Origin of the sequence: uncultured Halomonas sp. (genome assembly GCF_947501415.1) — a bacterium.
GTDB lineage: Bacteria > Pseudomonadota > Gammaproteobacteria > Pseudomonadales > Halomonadaceae > Halomonas.
Window position 1 is genome coordinate 21,548 of the sequence record NZ_CANMVL010000012.1, and the last position, 20,273, is coordinate 41,820.

At 65.8% G+C, this 20,273-nt stretch carries 19 protein-coding genes and 2 pseudogenes; 4 read left to right on the forward strand and 17 right to left on the reverse strand.

Annotated elements, in window-relative coordinates:
• Nucleotides 1-120: 120 nt before the first annotated feature.
• From Q0894_RS10140 to Q0894_RS10190, 11 genes and pseudogenes are all read right to left on the reverse strand, one after another.
• Nucleotides 121-444 carry an AzlD domain-containing protein gene (locus Q0894_RS10140; RefSeq protein WP_299234691.1) on the reverse strand — a complete coding sequence of 108 codons (324 nt, stop codon included), beginning with the start codon at nucleotides 442-444 and terminating at the stop codon, nucleotides 121-123.
• A complete protein-coding gene (locus Q0894_RS10145) occupies nucleotides 434-1,150 on the reverse strand; it encodes an AzlC family ABC transporter permease (RefSeq protein ID WP_299234694.1) in 717 nt (238 codons plus the stop codon). The genes Q0894_RS10140 and Q0894_RS10145 overlap by 11 nt, the downstream gene beginning before the upstream one ends.
• Before the next feature lie 30 nt (nucleotides 1,151-1,180).
• Nucleotides 1,181-1,420 carry a hypothetical protein gene (locus tag Q0894_RS10150; protein WP_299234697.1) on the reverse strand — a complete coding sequence of 80 codons (240 nt, stop codon included), beginning with the start codon at nucleotides 1,418-1,420 and terminating at the stop codon, nucleotides 1,181-1,183.
• A 313-nt stretch (nucleotides 1,421-1,733) separates the two neighbouring features.
• A pseudogene (locus Q0894_RS10155) lies at nucleotides 1,734-1,880 on the reverse strand (L-serine ammonia-lyase, iron-sulfur-dependent, subunit alpha); the annotation flags it as partial.
• 85 nt (nucleotides 1,881-1,965) lie between these two features.
• A complete protein-coding gene (locus Q0894_RS10160) occupies nucleotides 1,966-2,775 on the reverse strand; it encodes a molybdate ABC transporter substrate-binding protein (protein WP_299234699.1) in 810 nt (269 codons plus the stop codon).
• 154 nt (nucleotides 2,776-2,929) lie between these two features.
• A complete protein-coding gene (locus Q0894_RS10165; RefSeq protein WP_299234701.1) occupies nucleotides 2,930-4,309 on the reverse strand; it encodes an L-serine ammonia-lyase in 1,380 nt (459 codons plus the stop codon).
• Nucleotides 4,310-4,373: 64 nt separating this feature from the next.
• Nucleotides 4,374-5,597: a serine/threonine transporter SstT gene (gene sstT, locus Q0894_RS10170; RefSeq protein WP_299234703.1), complete on the reverse strand. Its 1,224-nt coding sequence runs from the start codon at nucleotides 5,595-5,597 to the stop codon at nucleotides 4,374-4,376.
• A gap of 172 nt (nucleotides 5,598-5,769) precedes the next feature.
• Nucleotides 5,770-6,885 (reverse strand): glycine cleavage system aminomethyltransferase GcvT, encoded by a 1,116-nt coding sequence (gene gcvT / locus Q0894_RS10175; protein WP_299234706.1) that lies wholly within the window; start codon nucleotides 6,883-6,885, stop codon nucleotides 5,770-5,772.
• Between the two features lie 381 nt (nucleotides 6,886-7,266).
• A complete protein-coding gene (locus Q0894_RS10180; protein ID WP_299234709.1) occupies nucleotides 7,267-7,575 on the reverse strand; it encodes a monooxygenase in 309 nt (102 codons plus the stop codon).
• A gap of 59 nt (nucleotides 7,576-7,634) precedes the next feature.
• Entirely contained in the window at nucleotides 7,635-7,877 is a 243-nt protein-coding gene (locus Q0894_RS10185) for a hypothetical protein (protein ID WP_299234712.1), read from the reverse strand.
• Nucleotides 7,878-8,016: 139 nt separating this feature from the next.
• Nucleotides 8,017-9,750 (reverse strand): NADP-dependent isocitrate dehydrogenase, encoded by a 1,734-nt coding sequence (locus tag Q0894_RS10190; RefSeq protein ID WP_299234714.1) that lies wholly within the window; start codon nucleotides 9,748-9,750, stop codon nucleotides 8,017-8,019.
• Between the two features lie 197 nt (nucleotides 9,751-9,947).
• On the opposite strand from Q0894_RS10190, the gene Q0894_RS10195 reads away from it, so the two are divergent.
• Nucleotides 9,948-11,174 (forward strand): FAD-dependent oxidoreductase, encoded by a 1,227-nt coding sequence (locus Q0894_RS10195; protein ID WP_299234717.1) that lies wholly within the window; start codon nucleotides 9,948-9,950, stop codon nucleotides 11,172-11,174.
• Nucleotides 11,175-11,209: 35 nt separating this feature from the next.
• Here the strand turns inward: Q0894_RS10195 and Q0894_RS10200 are convergent, their stop codons facing one another.
• Both Q0894_RS10200 and Q0894_RS10205 read right to left on the reverse strand, forming a co-directional pair.
• A complete protein-coding gene (locus tag Q0894_RS10200; RefSeq protein ID WP_299234720.1) occupies nucleotides 11,210-12,514 on the reverse strand; it encodes a cation:proton antiporter in 1,305 nt (434 codons plus the stop codon).
• Nucleotides 12,515-12,570: 56 nt separating this feature from the next.
• Nucleotides 12,571-13,878, reverse strand: coding sequence for a threonine ammonia-lyase (locus tag Q0894_RS10205; RefSeq protein WP_299234723.1), 1,308 nt, complete (start codon nucleotides 13,876-13,878; stop codon nucleotides 12,571-12,573).
• Between the two features lie 132 nt (nucleotides 13,879-14,010).
• On the opposite strand from Q0894_RS10205, the gene Q0894_RS10210 reads away from it, so the two are divergent.
• On the forward strand, nucleotides 14,011-14,772 hold the full coding sequence (locus Q0894_RS10210) for a tellurite resistance TerB family protein (RefSeq protein WP_299234725.1): 762 nt from the start codon (nucleotides 14,011-14,013) through the stop codon (nucleotides 14,770-14,772).
• Between the two features lie 14 nt (nucleotides 14,773-14,786).
• Nucleotides 14,787-15,143: pseudogene (locus Q0894_RS10215) on the forward strand (phosphatidylglycerophosphatase A); the annotation flags it as partial.
• Here Q0894_RS10215 and Q0894_RS10220 read toward each other — a convergent pair.
• Nucleotides 15,083-17,167, reverse strand: coding sequence for an alkaline phosphatase D family protein (locus tag Q0894_RS10220; RefSeq protein ID WP_299234728.1), 2,085 nt, complete (start codon nucleotides 17,165-17,167; stop codon nucleotides 15,083-15,085). The pseudogene Q0894_RS10215 and the gene Q0894_RS10220 sit on opposite strands and share 61 nt — an antisense overlap.
• A 128-nt stretch (nucleotides 17,168-17,295) precedes the next feature.
• On the opposite strand from Q0894_RS10220, the gene Q0894_RS10225 reads away from it, so the two are divergent.
• Nucleotides 17,296-17,862, forward strand: coding sequence for an NnrU family protein (locus Q0894_RS10225; RefSeq protein WP_299234731.1), 567 nt, complete (start codon nucleotides 17,296-17,298; stop codon nucleotides 17,860-17,862).
• Nucleotides 17,863-17,867: 5 nt separating this feature from the next.
• Here Q0894_RS10225 and Q0894_RS10230 read toward each other — a convergent pair whose 3' ends face one another.
• From Q0894_RS10230 to Q0894_RS10240, 3 genes are read right to left on the reverse strand one after another with little or no spacing between them, the layout of a single operon-like run.
• The gene (locus Q0894_RS10230; RefSeq protein WP_299234734.1) at nucleotides 17,868-19,217 is read right to left on the reverse strand and encodes a HAMP domain-containing sensor histidine kinase; all 1,350 of its coding nucleotides are present in this window, start codon (nucleotides 19,215-19,217) and stop codon (nucleotides 17,868-17,870) included.
• Nucleotides 19,214-19,885 carry a response regulator transcription factor gene (locus Q0894_RS10235; protein ID WP_299234737.1) on the reverse strand — a complete coding sequence of 224 codons (672 nt, stop codon included), beginning with the start codon at nucleotides 19,883-19,885 and terminating at the stop codon, nucleotides 19,214-19,216. Before Q0894_RS10235 ends, Q0894_RS10230 begins: the two co-directional genes overlap by 4 nt.
• Nucleotides 19,882-20,250: a PepSY domain-containing protein gene (locus Q0894_RS10240; protein ID WP_299234740.1), complete on the reverse strand. Its 369-nt coding sequence runs from the start codon at nucleotides 20,248-20,250 to the stop codon at nucleotides 19,882-19,884. Before Q0894_RS10240 ends, Q0894_RS10235 begins: the two co-directional genes overlap by 4 nt.
• Nucleotides 20,251-20,273: the final 23 nt, after the last annotated feature.

Here is a 20,273-nt window from a genome sequence, read left to right on the forward strand (position 1 = left end):
AGACCCAAGGAAGGTTATAGCCCATAAGTGTCATCTTTGTGAAACCGGCAAGCCAGGCAAGGGGACAGGTGCCGGTCGTCACGGCGCGCGACGGGGTGACACAGCTACGCGGTCATGGACCTACGCCAGCATGGGCCACAGGTGCCGGAAAAGCGCCGCCACCAGGATGCCACCGGCGATGGCCGGCAGGGGCTTCTTCAGCGTCAGCATGATCACCGCGGTGGTCAGCAGGGCCAGGCGTGCGCCGTTGTCGCCGTTCACCGCCAGTGGAGCGAGCAGCGCCACCAGTACCGAGCCCGACATGGCGTGGATAAACTGTCTGACGCGGTAGCCGATGGGCACGAAGGACATCACGAATACGCCGCCCCAGCGGGTTGCCAGGGTGACCACCGCCATGGCCAGGAGGATGATCAGGGTCCCCAGACCGGTTGTCTCAATGTTCATGATCGCGCTTCCCCCAGATAACACCGGCCAGGCCGCCGGCGATGGCTCCCACCACCACGTGGCTATTGTCCGGCAGATAGTAGAAGGCGAGCAGCGAGGCGCCGGCGGCCACCGCCCAGATCAGCAGCATGCGCAGGTTCTTCTCGCCGCCCACCACCATGGCCAGCAGGAAGCAGCCCATCACCATGTCGAGTCCCAGGCTGGCGGGGTCGCGTATGGCACCCCCCACATTCAGACCGAGCCAGGTGCCGAGGACCCAGAAGCACCACAGGGCGATACCGCCGCCCAGCAGTACGCCCAGTCCGGGACGACCGCGGGTAAACTCCTGAGTGGCCATGGCCCAGTTGGCATCGGAGGCGACCAGCATGATGCCGTAGCGCTTGGCAGGCGGGAGCGGCTCGAGCCAGGGATAGAGAGTGGCTCCCATCAGCAGGTGACGAGCATTGATGGCGAAGACGGTCACCATCATGGTGAACAGCGGGATCTGCGGCTCCCATAGCTCCAGGACGGCAAACTGGGAGGCGCCGGCGAACACCAGAGTGCTCATCAGCATGATGGTGCTGTCGTTGAGGCCGGCCTGGGGTGCGGCCACACCAAAGGCGATGCCGAAGATGGTGACGAATAGCGAGATGGGCAGCAGTGCCTTGAATCCATCCCACACCAGCGTGCGATCCAGCCGGTGCAATGTCGCCTCCTTGCCTGCCATGTCGGGCTCCTCTCTTCCCTGGTGCTTGAATCAAGTATTTAGACTGGACGATGTTACAGCAAGACCCGTTCGTCCGGTTCGGTGGTTGCCATCAAGGGGCGCATGCTGGCCAGTAATGGTGTTTTCATGACGCGGCAACCGCTTGGCGAGGATGACATCATCGCGCAGCTCCGGACGGACGAGGTCATCCTGGGTCAGATCCAGTGCTGCGAGGCAGTCACGCGGGGTGTTCGAGCGTTGTCCAGCGGTGATCTGTGTCGGGTAGGTCATGATGGTGGTCTCCCAATCCCCTGTAAGACGATGGTTAGCGTAGTCGGCAAGCGCCGACCCAGGGGAGTGGAGCCGTGCGCCGCTTTAGCTGCATTTGTATCCCGCCCGCAAGTTGGTGCTTAAATCGGCGGTGGCCCGAGGGCCAGAAACAGAAAACCCGCTTTGCATGGGCTAAAGCGGGCTCTGGGCGTCGCTTTAGCGGAACTTGTAGAGCGCCCGCAAGCTGGGAGTCAAATCGGCGCTGGGTTCACAGTAAGACGGCGGCTTGAGGCTGTCAATGGGGCCTTGAAGGGGCGCCGGCGTGGCGCCCACCTCAACACTCGATGGCGTTGACGGCGAGGCCGCCTTTCGAGGTCTCCTTGTACTTTTCCTGCATGTCAGCACCGGTATCACGCATGGTGCGGATCACCTTGTCCAGGGAGATGAACTGCTTGCCGTCACCACGCAGCGCCATCTGGGCCTCGGCGACGACGAAGCCGCCGCCCCATCGAGTGGTAGGGAGGGAGGGGGCTTCGCCGTTACCATGGGCGATCAGGCACCTGGCGTCACTCTTTCGGCAGGCCTGGCGCGTCGAAGCCGTACTCCGCCAGCACGCCTTGACCCGCCGGCGAGAGAATATGAAGCGCCAGCCGCCAAGCCGACGCCGGGGCGTCGTTCAGCACCATCAGGCCGTAATCGGCGCCGACCGACAGGGCCTCGGGTACTTGTATGATCTGCAGGTCGGCCACTTCGCGTTGTGCCAGCACTGCGTTGGTGCAGTAGGTCAGGAACAGATCAGCTCGGTTACTCTCCATCACCCAGCCATAGGTGTTGCGTCCCTCGGGGGCCGGCTCGGAGTCGGGGCCGCCCGTCAGCTGTAAGGCCTTGTGCTCCAATGCGGCCTGGGCGCCTTCACGCACCATGTCTGCCCTGGCGAAAAGCTCCCAGGCGTAGTCGCCCGATGGGTCGGCGCCGGGGGTCGAGGTGCCGAGCCTGGTGTCCTCGGACAGCATAACTTCCAGTAGGGTCTCGGACGAGACGTCCAGGCCGGACTGCGCAAGGCCGCAGAGTTGGTTTCGGGCGAAGAGGACAACAGGTCCGCCCCGTCCCGCCTCTGCTAGCGTACGCGGATGGGCCATGTTCGCGGAGGCGAAGACATGCGCGGTAGCGCCATCCTCGATTTCCTGCCGCATGATTCCGGATGGCCCGTACGTGGTATCGACATTTGTTCCGCCCGCCGCCGAGAAGTCCGCGGCGACCTGACTGAGCGCGGTGCTCAGGCTGCCCGCCGCGACCAGGGAGACGCTCTCCTGTGCGATGACCGGTCCTGCGCTCATGATGGCTGCTCCGAGGATGGATAGAGTCGACAGACGCATATGGTGGCTTCCTTGTTATATGTTTATCCGAATACACTGTAGTCGACATTGCTGTTGCAATCGACGTGCTTGAAACGCCTCGCTGCTTCTGAGATTCGACTCCACCAGGCAGGGGGCCACCATGCGGTGCTGTGCCATCCCGTCGATGCGAGCCTCAACACTCGATGGCGTTTACGGCGAGGCCGCCTTTCGAGGTCTCCTTGTACTTTTCCTGCATGTCGGCACCGGTATCACGCATGGTGCGGATCACCTTGTCCAGGGAGATGAACTGCTTGCCGTCACCACGCAGCGCCATCTGGGCGGCGTTGATCGCCTTCACCGAGGCGATGGCGTTGCGCTCGATGCAGGGCACCTGCACCAGCCCCCCCACCGGGTCGCAGGTCAGTCCCAGGTTATGCTCCAGGCCGATCTCCGCGGCGTTCTCCACCTGGTCGACGCTGCCGCCCATCACCTCGGTGAGGCCGGCGGCGGCCATGGCGCAGGCCGAGCCCACTTCGCCCTGACAGCCCACCTCGGCACCGGAGATGGAGGCGTTCTTCTTGCACAGGATGCCCACGGCGCCGGCCGCCAGCAGGAAGTCCACCACGTCGCGCTCATTGGCGCCCTGGCGGAACTGCATATAGTACTGAAGCACCGCCGGAATGATGCCCGCCGCGCCGTTGGTGGGCGCGGTGACCATGCGGCCACCGGCGGCGTTCTCCTCGTTGACCGCCAGCGCATAGAGGTTGACCCAGTCCATGGCCGACATGGTGGAGGCGATCAGCGAGTGGTCATCCTCGCTGGCCAGCATGCGCTGGTGCAGGTTCCTGGCGCGACGCTTGACGTTGAGTCCGCCGGGCAGCACGCCTTCGGCTTCCATGCCCTTTTTGATGCACGCCTGCATCGCCGTCCAGATGGTCAGCAGACCCTCACGGATCTCCGTTTCGCTGCGCCACGCCTTCTCGTTCTCAAGCATCAGCTCGCTGATGCGCAGGCCGTGCTCATGGCACATGCGCAACAGCTCGTCGCCGGTCTGGAAGTCGAAGGGCAGCTTGGTCCGGTCGGTATCCAGCTCCCCTTGGGCGGCCTGGGCCTCGTCGACGACGAAGCCGCCGCCTACCGAGTAGTAGGTGTTGCGGTAGAGCTCATCGCCGTGTCCATGGGCGATCAGGCGCATGGCGTTGGGGTGGTGTGGCAGGCTCTCCTCGAGCAGCTGCATGTCACGGATCCAGCGGAAGGAGACGCTGTGGCGGTCATCCAGGAGCAGTGCCTCCGACTCCTTCAGCTCCTCGATGGCCGGCGCGATGATGTCGGGGTCGATGCTGTCGGGGCGTTCGCCCATCAGGCCCATGATCACCGCGTGATCGGTGCCGTGACCGATGCCGGTGGCAGAGAGCGAGCCGAAGAGCTGGACCTCCACGCGGGCCACACGGGTCAGCAGGTCACGCTCGTTGAGCTCGCCGACGAAGTCGTAGGCGGCTCGCATCGGGCCCACGGTGTGTGAGCTCGAGGGCCCCACGCCGATCTTGAACAGGTCAAATACGCTGATGGACATAGTCATTCACCTTTTGTTGTCTGAGTGACCGCTTGATATGTGACGGCTGTTCGAGTGACACGGGTCAGTTCTGGCGGTTTTCCGCGGCTCGACAGGCGGCCGCGGTAAACAGCACGTCGGTGGAGGAGTTCAGCGCGGTTTCGGTGGAGTCCTGCACCACGCTGATCACGAAGCCGATGGCGACGACCTGCATGGCCACATCGGTGGAGATGCCGAACAGGCTGGCGGCCATGGGAATCAGCAGCAGCGAGCCGCCGGCGACACCCGAGACGCCACAGGCAGCCAGTGCCGAGACCACGCACAGCAGCAGGGCCGTGGGGAAGTCGACGCTGATCCCCAGGGTATTGGCCGCGGCCAGGGTGATCACCGAGATGGTGATCGCCGCGCCGGCCATGTTGACGGTAGCGCCCAGCGGGATGGAGATGGCGTAGGTGTCGGGGTCCAGGTCGAGACGTTCGCAGAGCGCCATATTGACCGGGATGTTCGCCGCCGAGCTGCGCGTGAAGAAGGCGGTGATGGCGCTGCCACGCAGGCAGGCGAAGACCAGCGGGTAGGGGTTGCGACGGGTCTGCCAGAAGACGATCAGCGGGTTGGTCACCAGTGCCACGAACAGCATGCAGCCGACGATGACGCCCAGCAGCTGACCATACTCGAGCAGGGCGCCCAGTCCCGCTTCGGCCAGGGTGTTGGCGACCAGGCCGAAGATGCCCAGGGGGGCGAAACGAATGACCACGCGAACGATGCCCGAGACCGCCTCGGAGAGGTCGTTGAGGGTGTTACGGGTGCTGTCGCTGGCGTGGCGAAGCATCAGGCCAAGGCCGATGGCCCAGGCCAGGATGGCGATGAAGTTGGCCTCCATCAGTGCGCTGACAGGGTTGGCAACGGCGTTGAGCAGCAGGTTGCGCAGTATCTCGATGATGCCGCCCGGCGGATTGCCGCTGACTTCGGGCATATCGAGCGTCAGGGTGGTGGGGAAGGTGAAGCTTGCCACCACGGCGACCAGCGCCGCCACCAGGGTGCCGATCACATAGAGCAGCAGCACGCCGCGAATGTGGGTGGGTTGTCCCTTGCGATGACCGGCGATGGCGGCCGCCACCAGCACGAAGACCAGGGTCGGGGCCACGGCCTTGAGGGCCGAGACGAACAGCTCGCCGAGCAGTGAAAACGAGAGCGCAAGCTCCGGAGAGAGGGAGGCGAGCAGGATGCCGCAGACGATTCCGATGGCAATCTGGGTGATCAGGCCCAGGCGCATCAGGGGGCCGAAGAGTGCTTTCAGGGTGGAAGTCATCGAGGGTCTCTCGGTGGTTGGAAGCGTGCTGGTTTGCCCTGGGGCCGGATCAGCGGCCCTGGGATGGCAGCCTGCCCCGGCGCGGTGGCGCCAGGGCAGGAGACGGTACTTCAGTCGCGGCCCAGGGCGTGGTTTGCCGTATAAACGCCGCGTATGTCAGCAGGGGTGGCCGTTATTTGCCGCGGTAGTAGCCCGGGGTGATGAACGGGGTCTTGCTGACGGTCATGGGCAGGCGCTTGCCACGCACCTCGGCGTAGACGGTGGTGCCTACCTCGGCATGGGCGATGGGCAGATACCCCATGGCCACCGGCTTGCCGACGCTGGGGCCGAAACCGCCGGAGGTCACGGTGCCGATGGTGTTGCCGTCGGCGTCGACCAGCGGGGCGCCTTCACGCACCGGAGCACGCCCCTCGCCGAGCAGACCGACCCGCTTGCGGGTGTGGTCCTTGGCCTCGACCTGTTGGAGGATCGCCTCGGCACCCGGGAAACCGCCGGGGCGCTCGCCGTCGTTGCGGCGCGGCTTGGCGATGGCCCAGATCAGCCCGGCCTCAACCGGCAGGGTGGTGGTGTCGATATCGTGGCCGTAGAGGCACAGGCCGGCTTCCAGCCGCAGGGAGTCGCGGGCGCCGAGGCCGATCGCCTCGACTTCCGGTTCGGCCAGCAGGCGGCGAGTCAGGGCGTCGGTCTGGTCGGCGGGCATCGAGATCTCGTAACCGTCTTCACCGGTGTAGCCGCTGCGGCTGATCCAGACCGGAATGCCGTCGATCTCGAAGTGGCCATGCTGCATGAAGACCAGCTCGGTGGCTGCGGGACAGAGGCGTTTCATTACCTCGGCGGTCTGCGGTCCCTGGATGGCGATCAGGCCGCGATCCAGCTCCTCGATCTCGTGCCCCGCGGGCAGGTTGTCGCGCAGGTGGGCGATATCCTGGTCGCGGCAGGCGGCATTGACCACCAGATAGAGCTCGTCGCCGGTGTTGGCCACCATCAGGTCGTCTAGGATGCCGCCGGCGTCGTTGGTGAACATCGCATAGCGCTGCATGCCCTCGGGCAGGCCGACGATATCCGAGGGGACCAGGGTCTCCAGTGCCTCGGCAGGGGCGGGGCCACGCAGCAGCAGCTGACCCATGTGCGAGACATCGAACAGCCCGCAGGCGGTGCGCGTGTGCTCATGCTCCTTCTTCACGCCCAGTGGATACTGCACCGGCATCTCGTAGCCGGCGAAAGGCACCAGCTTGGCGCCTAGCTCGACGTGCAGGTCATAGAGAGGGGTGCGCTTCAGCTCGCTCATGGGGGCCTCCGATAACAGGAAATAACGAAGCGGGGTGCCTCAAGGATAGCGGCAACCGGATAGCATAGCGCCTAGAGTAGACGATGTTTCCTATTGGAAACAATGGGCGGTGAAAAGAATCCCGGCCCGGATGGGAGCGAAAGGGATGTCATGGGGACTTGCACCGACATGGGTCAGCTCTAAGGGGTGAGTGGTTGGCTTGGGGCAGGCGCAGGCGCCAGTTACCCAGTTGGGGTGGCGAAGGGTGGTGAGGGGTGTTGAGGAGTGACGAGGGATGGCGAAGGGTGACGAGTGGTAGCGGTAAGTGCAGGGGGCCTGGCGATGGCCTGGTTTTCCTATTGGAAACAGCCCGACCCCGGGCTGCTTCCACACCTCCGGCACTCAGCTCTCTATGGGTCCACCGTTGATGGCGGATAGTGCCTCGTTGGCCTCGAGGACCTGCGCCTCGATGCCGGTCACCCCCATGCCCTCCAGGCGCGCGGTATGCATCTGCCGATAGGCCTCGGCGTCCCTGCGGGTGGCGAAGAGGTAGACGCCGCCGGCGCGTCCGGCCTGCTCGTCCTCTGTCCAGATCTTCCAGATCAGGCCGGGTTCGTCGTTGATGGATCTGGCCAGTGGCGTCATGGCCTTTACCATCGCCTCGCCGAAGGGACCGTCGAAAGGGAAGTGTACCTGCAGAATTACGGCCATCTGTGGCCTCCTTTCGGTTGGGAGTAGAGGGGTGCTGGCTGCTGGAGTCGTGACGTGGCTCAGACGAACTCGGGGTCGTCGGTGCGAAAGATCGCCTCCTCCTCGCCGGGCAGTGTCACCGAGAACTCGCCGCCTCCCAGGTAGTTGACCGGGTGGCCTTCGCGGGTGCGCAGGCTGGGTGGACCGCTGACCGGGCCGGCGTGGGTCAGCTCGCCGAGTTCCTTGACGCTGACCTGGATGTCGATCATCACCTCACGGCCCTGTTCGTCGAAGGCCATGATGGTGCGCTCGTGCTCGCTCATGGGACTATCTCCGGCAGGTGGGATGGCAATCAGTATCGACATTTTTGACGCCCGTGGCGAGTGACACAACGCAGCGGGGCCTGCGCAAAGGCAGGCCCCGGGTTGGTCAAGCGCGGAGTCGAGCGGTGATGTCAGGCGCTCAGAGCCGGCTGGCCACGGCGTCGAGGAAGCCCTGCATATCGACCAGGGTCTCGTTTGCCGGGTCGCTGGTCTTGCCCTTGAGGTCGCCGGTAATGAAGCCGGCGTCGACGGTGTCGATCAGCGCTTCCTTGAGGCGTTGGGCGTACTCCACCAGCGCGGCGTTCGCTTCACGTTCGCCCAGGGTCTCCAGGGCGTTGGCCACGGCGAACAGCAGAGCGGAGGAGTTGAAGTGAGCCTCCTTGCCATCGGTCTCCAGGTACTTGAGGTAGAGATCGTGGGCCGTGCCATGGGGCGCTTCGAACAGCATGGTGCCGTCCTTGCTCTCGATGATCGAGCTGGCGGTGGCCAGGCTGCCACCCAGGGCGGCGGAGATATCCGAGAAGATATCGCCGTCCAGGTTCTGCGCCGGGTAGAGGGCGTTGCGGGGCGGATCGGTGATCATCTTGGTCAGCTGGCTGGAGGGCCGCATGATCATGAACGAGGGCGGCGCGGTGTCGTTTTCGGCCAGCTTGCGGCGCACGTCGGTGATCACGGTGCTGAACACCTCGTCGTACTCCATGTACTCGCGCTTGAGGCCGAAGTAGACCTCCTTGTTCTTGCGCGAGGCATCGCGGAACACCTGCAGCACCCAGTCCCTGATCGCCACATGGTCGTTTGACATCAACAGGATCGGATCGCCCTTCTTGATGTGGCGGGCGTGCTTCTCCTCGCCGTCGACGATCACCTTGAGGATACCGTCCTCGTCGGCGGGGGCGTTGAAGCTGCCGTACTGGTCGCCGCCACCGGCGCTCATGCGCGAGATGGAGACCTGGGCCTTGCGGTCGGGAATGCCGAACTGCTTGAGCTGCTCGACCAGCTTGTAGAGCTTGCGCCCGGTGTTGTTGTCGGGCACGCCCCAGATGGCCCGCTCGGGCGGGTTGGCAACCAGGCGTGCGGCCTGGGCGTCGATCAGCTCATAGAAGTAACTGAGCCCCAGGGCCTCGGCCTGCTCGCGGTAGTGCTCTTCGAAGATGGTCTCGATGGCGGCACGCATCACGCCATCATAACCGGCGATGACGGTGTCCTTGAGGCCGAGATAGATATCACGTTTCTCGTCGATGGCGCGCTGGAAGAAGCGGTGTGCCCAGGCCCTGACCTTCTCCAGGTCATTGGTCGCCAGCAGCCAGGGGTCACCCTTCTGCACCTCGCGACGGTGGAGTTCCACCGGGTTACCGCTGGACCCCACGAACATCAGCTTGACCACGCCGGTGTCGCGGGAGAGCTCGTTGAAGCTGTCCTTGATGCCGCCGGTATCCATGGTCTCGACCACGATATCGCGGCCGACCCACTCGGGGCGCTTGACCAGCAGGTTGCGGAACTGGATGTCCTCGCGGGTGATGTTGCCGCCGATGCCCTTGCGGATGGCGCCGTTGGGGGACTTGGTGGCCAGCGGATGCAGTCGGCTGCTGTCGATGTCCGGGTGCTTGGCGAGTAGCTCACCGAGCTGCGCGCGGTTGACCGTCATGCCGGCATTCTTGATGCCTACACCGTAATGCTTGAGTGCCTCCACGGCATCGATCACCACCTGACCATTGGTCACCAGGCGGTTCTCGGCGGAGAGGTCGATCTCGACGAGGGGGATCTCTAGCCGGGAGGTCACGAAGGTGTCGAGAATCTTCTCGAAGGCTACCTGAGCCATCTCGTCACCGTGGAGAATGACCAGGGGGGCCTCGACTTTGATCTTGCTGCTCATCGCCTCGTCTCATTTTACGTACAGAAGGGTATATAGGGTACGCCGGAAGGTCCGATGGTGCCATGCCTCCAAGGGGAGAGGCAGGGTTATCGTGGATGGCAACACCGTTCAAGTTGTCCCCGACGACTCGCGATGTGTCAGTTGGCTAGCTACCTTGCTTTTACGCATCGAATCCGCTGCATAGACGGTGATACCCCATGGATCTCAAGAGCGGTTACCCCTTCTGGGCCGTCAAGAATGGCCTAATGCAAGCCTTCCCCAAGCTGACACGCGAGGTGTCCTGTGACGTGGTGGTAGTCGGAGGGGGCATTACCGGTGCCCTGATCGCCCATGAGCTTGGCTGTCACGGGCATGATGTCGTGGTAGTCGAGCGACGCGATATCGGCTGGGGGAGCTCGGCGGCCAGTACCGCCCTGCTGCAGTACGAGATCGATACGCACCTGACTGAGCTCTCCGAGATAGTGGGCGAAGCCGAGGCCGTGAAGGCATACCGGGGCTGTGCTCAGGCCATCCGGGACATCGAGACGCTGGCCAGGGAAGTGGGTGATGTGGATTTCGACAGGCAGCAGAGTCTCTACTACGCCAGTGAAGAGGAGGATGTCTCTAGCCTGCGCCGGGAGTTCGAGCTACGCAGACAGCACGGGTTCAATGCCGACTGGCTGGAGCGCGATGATATCAGGGCCCGGTTCGGCTTCGAGGCGCCCTGTGCCATCCTGACCCCGCTGGCAGCCCGTCTGGACCCATACCGCATGGCCTATCATCTGTTCGCCCGGCTGCTGGCAGGCGGCGGCCGTGTATTCGATCGCACCGAGATCGTCGATATCCGCCCCGGCGAGGCACGGGTCACCCTGACTACTACCGATGCCATATCCCTGCACTGCAGACACCTGGTCATGGCGGCCGGCTACGAGTCCCAGCCCTGGATCGACCAGCAGGTAGCTAGCAACCGCAGCAGCTATGCCTTCGTCACCGACCCTATCGCGCCTGAGACGCTGGGGTCGCTGGCCTCCACCATGATCTGGGAGTCGGCCCGTCCCTATCTGTATTTGCGCAGCACCGGGGACGGACGCCTGATGGTTGGGGGAGAGGATGACGACGTCGATATTCCTTCCCGACGTGATCAGAAGGTGGGTGAGAAGGCCGAGATCCTGGTCAAGCAGGTAAAGGCCCTGTTCCCCGACCTCTCGATCAACCCCACCTTCTCCTGGGGAGGCACCTTTGCCGAGACCGATGACGGCCTGCCTTTCTTCGGCCCCCATGAGCAGTATGGTCCCCGCGTGCACTTCGCCATGGCCTACGGTGGTAACGGCATCAGCTACAGCATGCTGGGGGCCGGGTTGTTGCGTGCCCTGATAGAGGAGCGCAGCCACCCGCTGTCCGAGCTCTTCTCGTTTTCCCGAGGACGCCACGGGGCGGGGGGCTGAGCCTTTATTCTGGCGGCTGGCGAGGCTTACCGGCATCAGTCGCACCTTGTGCGCACTCGCTGGCGAAGCCGCTCTCGAAGCGCCATGACGGGGGTGGCCATCACGCCATGCACACAGATCGAGAGCGTCACCGCAAAGGCGCAGGTCGCCCATAGCAGCTCGGCGTCCTGAAAGTCGCCGTTATGCAGCGCATAAGCGAGATAGTAGAGGCAGCCGATACCGCGAATGCCGAAGAAGCTGGCGACCAGGCGGTCAAGGAAGGGTAGCCTTCGGCTACCCAATGTCGCCACAAGGCCGGCCAGCGGGCGTATCACGAAGATCAGCAGCACGCCGAGCAGCGCGGCCTCCCAGGTGAGCGGAGCTAGCACCCCGCCGGCGATGGCACCGCCCAGAGCGATCAGGATGCCGGTCATCAGCAGCTGCTCCGACTGCTCGGCGAAGGTGTGCAGCGACCTGTGGGTCTGGTGCGTCCGTTCGCGATGCTTGATGGTCAGCGCCCCGATGAAGACGGCCAGGAAGCCGTAACCACCGATGGCCTCGGTCAGACCGTAGAGCAGCAGCGTACCCGCCAGCGCTCCGGTTCCGGCCTTCATCCTCTGCTGTTCGGTCTCGACCGGAAGCCGCAGCAGGATGGCAGCGAGCAACCAGCCGATGGCGGCTCCTGCTCCGGCTCCCACGACGATCTTGTAGAGCACATCGACGAACAGCCACTGCATCAGCCAGCCGGATGGCGCCACCCCCTCGGCGAGCATCAGCAGGGCGAGATAGGTGAAGGGGAAGGCGAGGGCGTCGTTCAGGCCGGCCTCGGAGGTCAGAGTGAAGCGCAGTTCATCCTCGCTCTGGCGAGGATCGATATCCTTATCCAGCGCCTCTCCTGGCTCGTCGACCTGCACGTCCGAGGCCAGCACCGGGTCGGTGGGGGCGAGCACGGCGCCGAGCAGCACGGCGGCGGCGGGGGCCAGGCCGAGCATCCCCCAGCCCAGCAGGGCCACGCCCAGGATCGACAACGGCATGCAGATGCCCAGCAGGCGCCAGGTGGAGCTCCAGGTGCGCAGGCTCGGCAGGCGATCGATCTTCAGCCCCACGCCCATCAGCGAGATGATCACTCCGGCTTCGGTCAGGTGTAGCGCCAGGCTGCCGTGTCGCTCGGGATCCGGTGGGGTCAGGCCAAGGGGCAGGGCGAAGGCGAGATACCCCAGGGCCAGAGGGATGATCGGAAAGGAGAAGGGAGCATCGCGGAAGCGCTGGAGCAGCGTCGCCAGCGCCAGTACGCCCAGGCCCACCACCACGACCACCAGGTCGTACTCGCCCAGTACCTTGAGCGTACTCGTCAGTTCCATAGGAGGTCTCCCGATGTCGGTGAGCGTGATCGAAACGGTGTGGCAGCCGGGCCAGGCTAGCCGGCGCTGTTCGCAGTCTCAAGGCGATCGCTGCCGGCCCAGCGCTCGTCCGGGTGGACCTCGTTGGCCGGCAGTACCGGGTCGTAGCCGTCGCGGCGCAGCGCCTCGATCACCTCGTGGGTGTGGTCGCTGCCCAGGGTTTCCAGGGTGGCCTCCACCTCGGTGGCGCGCAGCGAGAGGTCGGTAAAGGTGCGATGGTGGGCGATATGGATGACGTTGGCGTGCTGCTCGGCAAGCTGCCGGGTCAGCTCGGCCAGGGCGCCGGGTACGTCGGGAATCGCCACACGCACGCGCACGATTCGTCCGGTGCGCACCAGGCCGCGCTGAATCACCGAGGAGAGCGCCAGCATGTCGATATTGCCGCCGCACAGCACCAGTCCCACCTTGCGTCCACGGTAACGCTCGGGGTCGGAGAGCACGGCGGCCAGGCCGGCGGCGCCGGCGCCCTCGGCCACGCTCTTCTCGATCTCCAGCAGCAGCAGGATGGCGCGCTCGATCTCCGGTTCGTCCACCAGCACGATGTCGCGCACCCGCTCGCGCACGATGGGCAGGGTCAGCCTGCCGGGCTGCTTGACCGCAATGCCCTCGGCCAGGGTGGCCAGGCCGCAGTTGATCTCCTCTCCGGCCAGCGCCTGTTGCATGGCGGGGAAGCGCTGGGTCTGCACGCCCACGATCTCGATGCCGGGCTTGAGCTCGGTGGCGGCGATGGCATTGCCACTGATCAGTCCGCCGCCGCCGATGGGAATCACCAGGGTGTCGAGGTCCGGGGCGTCCTCGAGCATCTCCAGAGCGATGGTGCCCTGGCCGGCGATGATGCGTTCGTCGTCGTAGGGGTGCACGAAGACCAGGTCACGTTCGGCGGCCAGGCGGTGAGCATATTCGCCGGCCTCGGCCACTCCTTCGCCCTCGAGATGAACTTCCGCCCCGAGCTTGCGGGTGTTGTGCACCTTGAGGTTAGGCGTATGGCGAGGCATGACGATGGTGGCACGGATGCCCAGGCGTGCCGCGTGGTAGGCCACCGCCTGGGCGTGGTTGCCGGCGGACATGGCGATGACGCCGCGCTGTCGCTCCTGCTGGCTTAGCGTCAGCAGGTGGTTGAGTGCGCCGCGCTCCTTGAAGGCGGCGGTGAACTGATGGTTCTCGAACTTGATGTAGAGCTCGCAGCCGGCGATGCGGGACAGGGTATGCGAGAGCAGGCAGGGGGTACGCTCCACGCTGCCACGGATGCGTTCGGCGGCGGTGCGAATATCATCGAGAGTGACGCTCATGGCCAGGGTGGCTCCTGTTTCTTGTCCGGTTTTCATGATGCGGTCTCAGGGGGCGGATGTCGAAAGGCATGTCGAAATGGATAGCGAAACGGATGTTGCAAGGTCGATGTCTGGGATAGAGTCGACCCATGCCCCGTAGGGGGAGTGTTCAGCCAGGAGGAGAGCGCGATGAATGCCAGCAAGATACTCGAGCAGCTGATGAAGCAGGCCGGTGGCTCCGGCAGCCGGTCCAGCGAGGGCGGCCAGGGCCTGGATATCAAGGGGATGCTCGACGGCCTCTCCCGTCAGTTTGGCGGTGGACAGGGCGGTGATCGTCAGGAGGACGATAATCGGGGCAGTGGCTCGGGAATCGATGTCAAGAGCCTGCTGGGCGGTGGCGCCCTGGGGCTGCTGGTGGGCTCCAAGCGGGGCCGCAAGCTGGGCGGCAAGGCGCTCAAGTACGGCGCCATCGCCGGCGTGGGAGCGCTGGCCTGGAAGGCGTGGCAGAACTCGCGCGACGGCGCCTCCTCATCAGGCGGGCAGGCCGGTGCAGCGCCCGCCGAGGGTGAGCCGGTGGAACAGCTGGGGGGCGAGGCGCGCGAGCGGCGCAGCCTGGAGCTGCTGCAGGCGATGATCATGGCCGCCCGCGCCGACGGTCATATCGATGATCAGGAGCGGGAGCTGATCGCCGGCCAGATCGATGCCCTGGGGGCCGATCAGGAGCTGCATGCCTGGGTGGAGCGTCAGCTCCAGGCGCCGCTGGACGCCGAGGCGCTGGCGGCGCAGGTCGATTCGCCCCAGGCGGCCCGCGAGATGTACCTGATCAGCGTGGCGGTGGTCGACGAGCAGAACGCCATGGAGCGCGCCTGGCTCGACCAGCTGGGTCGTGCCCTGTCACTGCCGGGGGAGGTGACCACGGAGCTTGAACATCAGGCCCGGGAGGCCGGTTGATGGTCGACCCCCTGATGACCCTGGCCACCGGCCTCGGTCTGGGGCTCTCGCCCTGGGCCTCGGGCACGCTGGGCTCGCTGCTCGGCCTGCCGCTGGCCTGGTGGCTGCTGGGGCGCACCCGGAGGATGCAGATCGTGGTCACGCTGGCGCTGCTGCTGGCCGCGGTGCCAGTATGTCACCTGGCCGAGCAGGCGCTGGGCGACAAGGATGACGGTCGTATCGTGCTCGACGAGATCGTCGCCTTCCCGGTGGCGGTAGTGGGTCAGGCGGCGGCGCGTCAGCCTCTGGCGCTGGCGTCCGCCTTCGTGGTCTATCGTGTGTTCGACGCCACCAAGCCGCCGCCGGTGAGCCTGGTCGAGGCCATGCCCGGCGGCGTCGGCATCGTGCTCGACGACGTGATCGCCGCGGCCATGACCTGGCTGGTGATGGCCGGTGGCCTGATGCTCTGGCGGCGGCGTCTGGCCTCTTGGTGAGACTCCGGTGGAAAGCGCACCTCGAAGCCGCGGGCGTCCAGCTGGCGGATATCGCGGGGGCGGCCTTGTTCATCGAAGTCGACCAGGCCGATCCCGCTGCCGTTCCAGAGCCGCTCTCCGGCGCGGGCACGATCCGGATCGCGGGGCGTGATGGCCAGGCGTCGGCGCTTGGTGAGCCAGTTGAGCGGTGACCAGGGCGCATAGAGCCAGCGGTTCAGGCGGTCGAACCAGTCGAGCAGGGTGTCGGGAAAGGCGTTCTTGATGCCGCTGGAGGTGATCTGCCAGAGCCGCGGACCGTGGCTGCGCTGTCGGATTCGGATATCGTAGGCGAAGGAGTAGTGCACGTCGCCGGAGAGGATGACGTAGTTCCCCGGGGTGCGCGAGTGGCGGAAGATATTGAGCAGCACCTTGGCGGCGCCGCGGTGAGCCATCCAGTTCTCGGCATCGACCACCAGCGGCTTGCCGGCCAGGCTAAAGAGTTTCTGGATCACCTCGATCAGCTTGACGCCGAACATCGGCGCCGGCGAGACGATGATCGTCGAGGGGTGGCCGAGCAGTGCCTGCTGGAAGTCGCTGAGCGCCTCCCAGTCCATCAGCCCCGAGGGACGCTTGGGACTGCGCTCGCTGCGCCAGCGCCGGGTTCGGGTATCGAGCACCACCAGAGGTGGCTCCCCCGACACCTGGTACTCCCAGCCTTCGAAGCGCAGCAGGCGCTGGATCAGGGCATCCAGGGCATCGCCGTCGAGCCAGCCGCCATTCGCCCTGGCATCCTCGAGCACAGGCGTGCATTCATTCAGCGGTTCGGCCAGGCGTTCGGGGTCGTTGCCCCAGCCCTGGCACAGCAGGTAGCCCAGCAGGGCGTTGCCGATGATGCGCCGAGAGAAGGGGTGGCCGTAGGCGGTGTGTTCCCAGTCGGCGGTGAGGTTCCAGTCGTCGGTGATATCGTGATCATCGAAGATCATCAGGGTGGGCAGCCGAGCGAGCAGGCGCGCGCAGGCCGGCAACCCCGCCACGAAGCGCTCGATTACCCTCTGCTGTTCGCGGAACAGCGCCGTATGCTCGGCGTCGAGCGTCGGCGGTCCCGCCTCGATCAGCTCCCAGGGCGTCGGCGACCACACCAGCAGATACATGGCGACCATCTCGGCGAAGGTGGCCAGATGGTTGTGGGCATTGGCCGAGGTGAAGACCGGCTTGCGCACGCCGCCGAAGAAGCGCTCTCGCAGATTCTCCGAGCTCTCGACATCGGGCAGCAGCGACTCGCGATCGTAATAGTGTGCGGCGTCGCCATGCAGCGCCCGGCTATCGGCCACCACGGCACCCTCCAGCGGCTCGTCGAACAGTTCCAGGCGATGGATCAGTGCATGAATCGCCACCAGCATGGGGCCGGCGACATCGTCGGCATAGACCTGGTCGCCGGTCATCAGCAGCCAGGCGGGGCGCTCCTCGGGGGCTGCGCGACGCTCGGCCAGCCACGCCTCGGCGCGCACCAGGCCGTCGCCGCCGTCGTGGTGGGGCTTGCGACAGGAGCCATGCAGCAGCCGGTGGTGGCGACTGGCCAGCACGAAGGTGGGCAGTTCGCCATCGGCGTCGAGAAGATGTGGCCCCCAGTCGGCGATGCCGCGCTCCTGATCATCATCGTGCAGGCGAAGGTCGTAGGCGATCAGGGTGTCCCGAGGCAGCGGGTCCTCCAGTGGCAGGTCGATCAGATAGAGCCAGGCGTGACGCCCCACCGGCACTCGCCGGCAATGATCGTCGGCAATGGCTAGCCGACGAGGCGACTCATTCGTGGGAGCCAGCTCGAGCGATAGCGACAGGGGGCGGCTGGTGGCCAGCCACAGTGCCAGGCGGTCGGGAGCCAGGCGGCGCAGCAGGGGGCCGGCGAGCACATCGGGCAGGGGAGTCGTATCTTGCGGCATGGCCATCCTTTGCTGATGTCAGTCTGTTCGGTGAGCCCCGGCGATCGATCTCCCTAGCCCCAGCCAAGTCAACCGACTACGCTGGCAGCGGCTTTGTTCCACGCCGCCCTTTTTCATTGATGGAGGTTACGACCATGACCGTGCTGCTGATCGGCCTGTTGATCTTTCTCGGGACGCACTCGGTGCGCATTCTTGCCGATGACTGGCGAGGCGCCCAGATTCGGCGGATGGGTGAGCTGCCCTGGAAGGCGGCCTATTCGGCGGCTTCGATTCTCGGGCTGGCCCTGGTGATCTGGGGCTATGGTCAGACGCGCCTGGATCCGGTGTGGATCTGGCAGCCGCCGGTGGCGCTGCGCCATGTCGTATCGCTGTTCATGATACCCGCCTTCGTGCTGCTGGTGGCGGCATATGTGCCACGTAACCACCTCAAGGCGAGGCTTGGTCATCCGATGATCCTGGGCGTGAAGCTCTGGGCCTTCGCCCATCTGCTGGCCAACGGGCGGCTGGGGGATATCGTGCTGTTCGGCGCCTTCCTGGTGTGGGCGATCTTCGATTTCCGGTCGGCCCGTCGTCGTCCACGTACAGAGATGGCGGCCCCGAGCGCGGCGGGCACCGTCACGACCGTGGTGGCCGGCCTGGTGGCCTATCTCGTGTTCGCCTTTTATCTGCATACATGGCTGATCGGCGTGCCGGTGATGTAAGGCGTTCAGCCGCTCTCGTGCAGCGCGCTGCCGGGGAGCCAGAGCCGGGCACGCAGCCCCGCCTGCTCGGCGCTGTCGAGGGTTAATCTGCCGCCGTGGAGTTCCGTCAGGTCCTTGACGATGGCCAGACCCAGGCCGCTTTTCGAGCGCTGCTCGTCGAGGCGCACACCACGCGCCATGGCGGCCCGGCGTTGGGTGGGATCCATGCCCGGGCCGTCGTCCTCCACCGCCAGCCATACACCCCCGGCTTCCTCTCCGCCGCTTAGCCGGACGCGCGTTTCGGCCCAGCGCAGGGCGTTGTCGAGCAGGTTGCCGACCATCTCCTGGAGGTCCTGGGCATCCATGCGCAGAGAGAGCGGTGCCGGCAGCTCGGCATGCAGGGCGATGCCGCGACGCTCGGCCAGTCGGCCCAGGCCTTCGATGATCGGAGCCAGCACCTCCCCCACCGTGATGCGTGGCGCCAGGCCGGCATCACCCGCTGCCGTGGCCCGGGCCAGGTGGTGCTGCACGGCGGTATCGATGCGCAGGAGCTCGGCGCGGAGTCGGCTGCGGCGGGGCTCCTCGAGGCCGTCGGCGAGGGTCATCAGCGTACTGACCGGGGTCTTGAGGGCGTGGGCCAGATTGCCTGCCGCATGGCGGGCGTGGGTCATCAGCCGTCGGTCGCGCTCCAGCACGCCGTTCATGGCCGTTGCCAGGCGGGACAGCTCTGCGGGTAACCGGGTGTCGAGACGCTCGGTGTCGCCATCCTCCACTCGGCGGAGGTCCCGGCGCAGGCGACGCAGCGGCGCCAGCCCCCAGTGGATCTGCAGCGCCAGGGCGGCCAGCAGCAGCGCGCCCAGCCCGGTCAGGGAGAGCGCTACCAGGCGGTCGAAGCGGGCCTGCTCGGCATCCAGTGGCTCACGCGAGATGGCCACGGCGACATGCAGGGGTGAGGCCAGCGGGGCGAGCCGGATATCGCGCTCGATGGCGCGCAGCGAGGTGTCGCGCGGTCCCTGGATATCACGCAGGAGAACCTCGTGATGGGGGGCGGTGGCTAGGCGCTGATCCCATAGCGAGCGCGAGGTGAGGGTGTGCTTACCCCCGTCGCTGATCTGCCAGTACCAGCCCGAGAACACCCGCGCGAAGCGCGTCTCCCCCAGAGAGCGCTGCTGGACCAGCGTGCCCGCGGCATCATCCCAGGCCAGGCCGGCGATCACTACCTGCAGCAGCGATTCGAGTCGCTGGTCGAAGGCCGCGGTGGTGGTCGCCTGGAAGTGGCGAGTGAGGCCGATGCCGGCCAGCGGCAGTGCCAGGATCAGGATCAGCAGGCTGGCCAGCATCAGCCGAGTGGCCAGGGAGAGGCGTCGCAAGTTCATGGAGGCGGAGTGTCGCCGACCAGGCGGTAGCCCTGACCGCGCAGGGTCTCGATGCGCGTTGCGCCCAGCTTGCGACGCAGGCGACTGATCTGCACATCGATAACATTGGAGTCGGGCTCGTGGTCACGGTCGTAGACGTGTTCGGCGAGCTCGCTGCGACTGACCACCCGGGGGGCGGCATGGGCCAGGTAGGCGAGCAGGCGTGACTCCTGGGCGGTGAGGCTGATGGGGCGGCCGGCCAGGGTGACGCTGCCGCTGTGGGTGTCTAGGCTGAGCTCGCCGACTCTCAGTACCGGGTGAGCATGGCCATGGCTGCGCCGGACCAGGGCGCGAAGTCGGAACAGCACCTCGGCGGTCTCGAAGGGCTTGGTCACATAGTCATCGGCACCGGCCGAGAAGCCGGCGGCCTTGTCGGCCCAGCGGGTGCGTGCGGTAAGCACCAGCACCGGCAGCTCGATGCCATCTTCACGCCACTCGGCGAGCCAGCGACTGCCGTCACCGTCGGGCAGGCCCAGGTCGAGAATCACCGCGTCATAGACTTCGGTGCGCACCAGAAAGTCCGCCTCGCTGCCGTTTTCGGCACGTTCGAGCAGCAGCCCCGCGTCGCCCAGCGCCTCGCCGAGAGCCTCACTCAGGGCGCGGTCGTCCTCCACCAGCAGTACCTTCATGGCGAATCCTCCCGGCGACGCATGGCATCGATCTTCACCCCCTCCATGCCGACCAGCTCGCCGCTCTCGGCGTCGAACTCGAACTCCACCACCTGACCCTGGGGGCCGAGCATCTCGATCTCGTAGGCGAGGCGGCCATCGTCGCGCTCCAGCTCTACTTCCAGTATCTGACCCGCGTAGCGTGCCTCCAGCCAGTCGAGCAGCGTGGGAAGCGGCACGATTCGCTCCTCGCGTACCGCCGCATGGAGGTCATGCCAGTGGTCATCCGCCGATACGGGGGCAGCGCCCTGGAGCAGCAGCAGGGCGACCAGCATCGGCAAGCCAGGGCGGTGGGGGAAGGGAAGGGGAAGAGAGGCTGTCATCATGTGGACAGGGTGCCAGGCGGAAC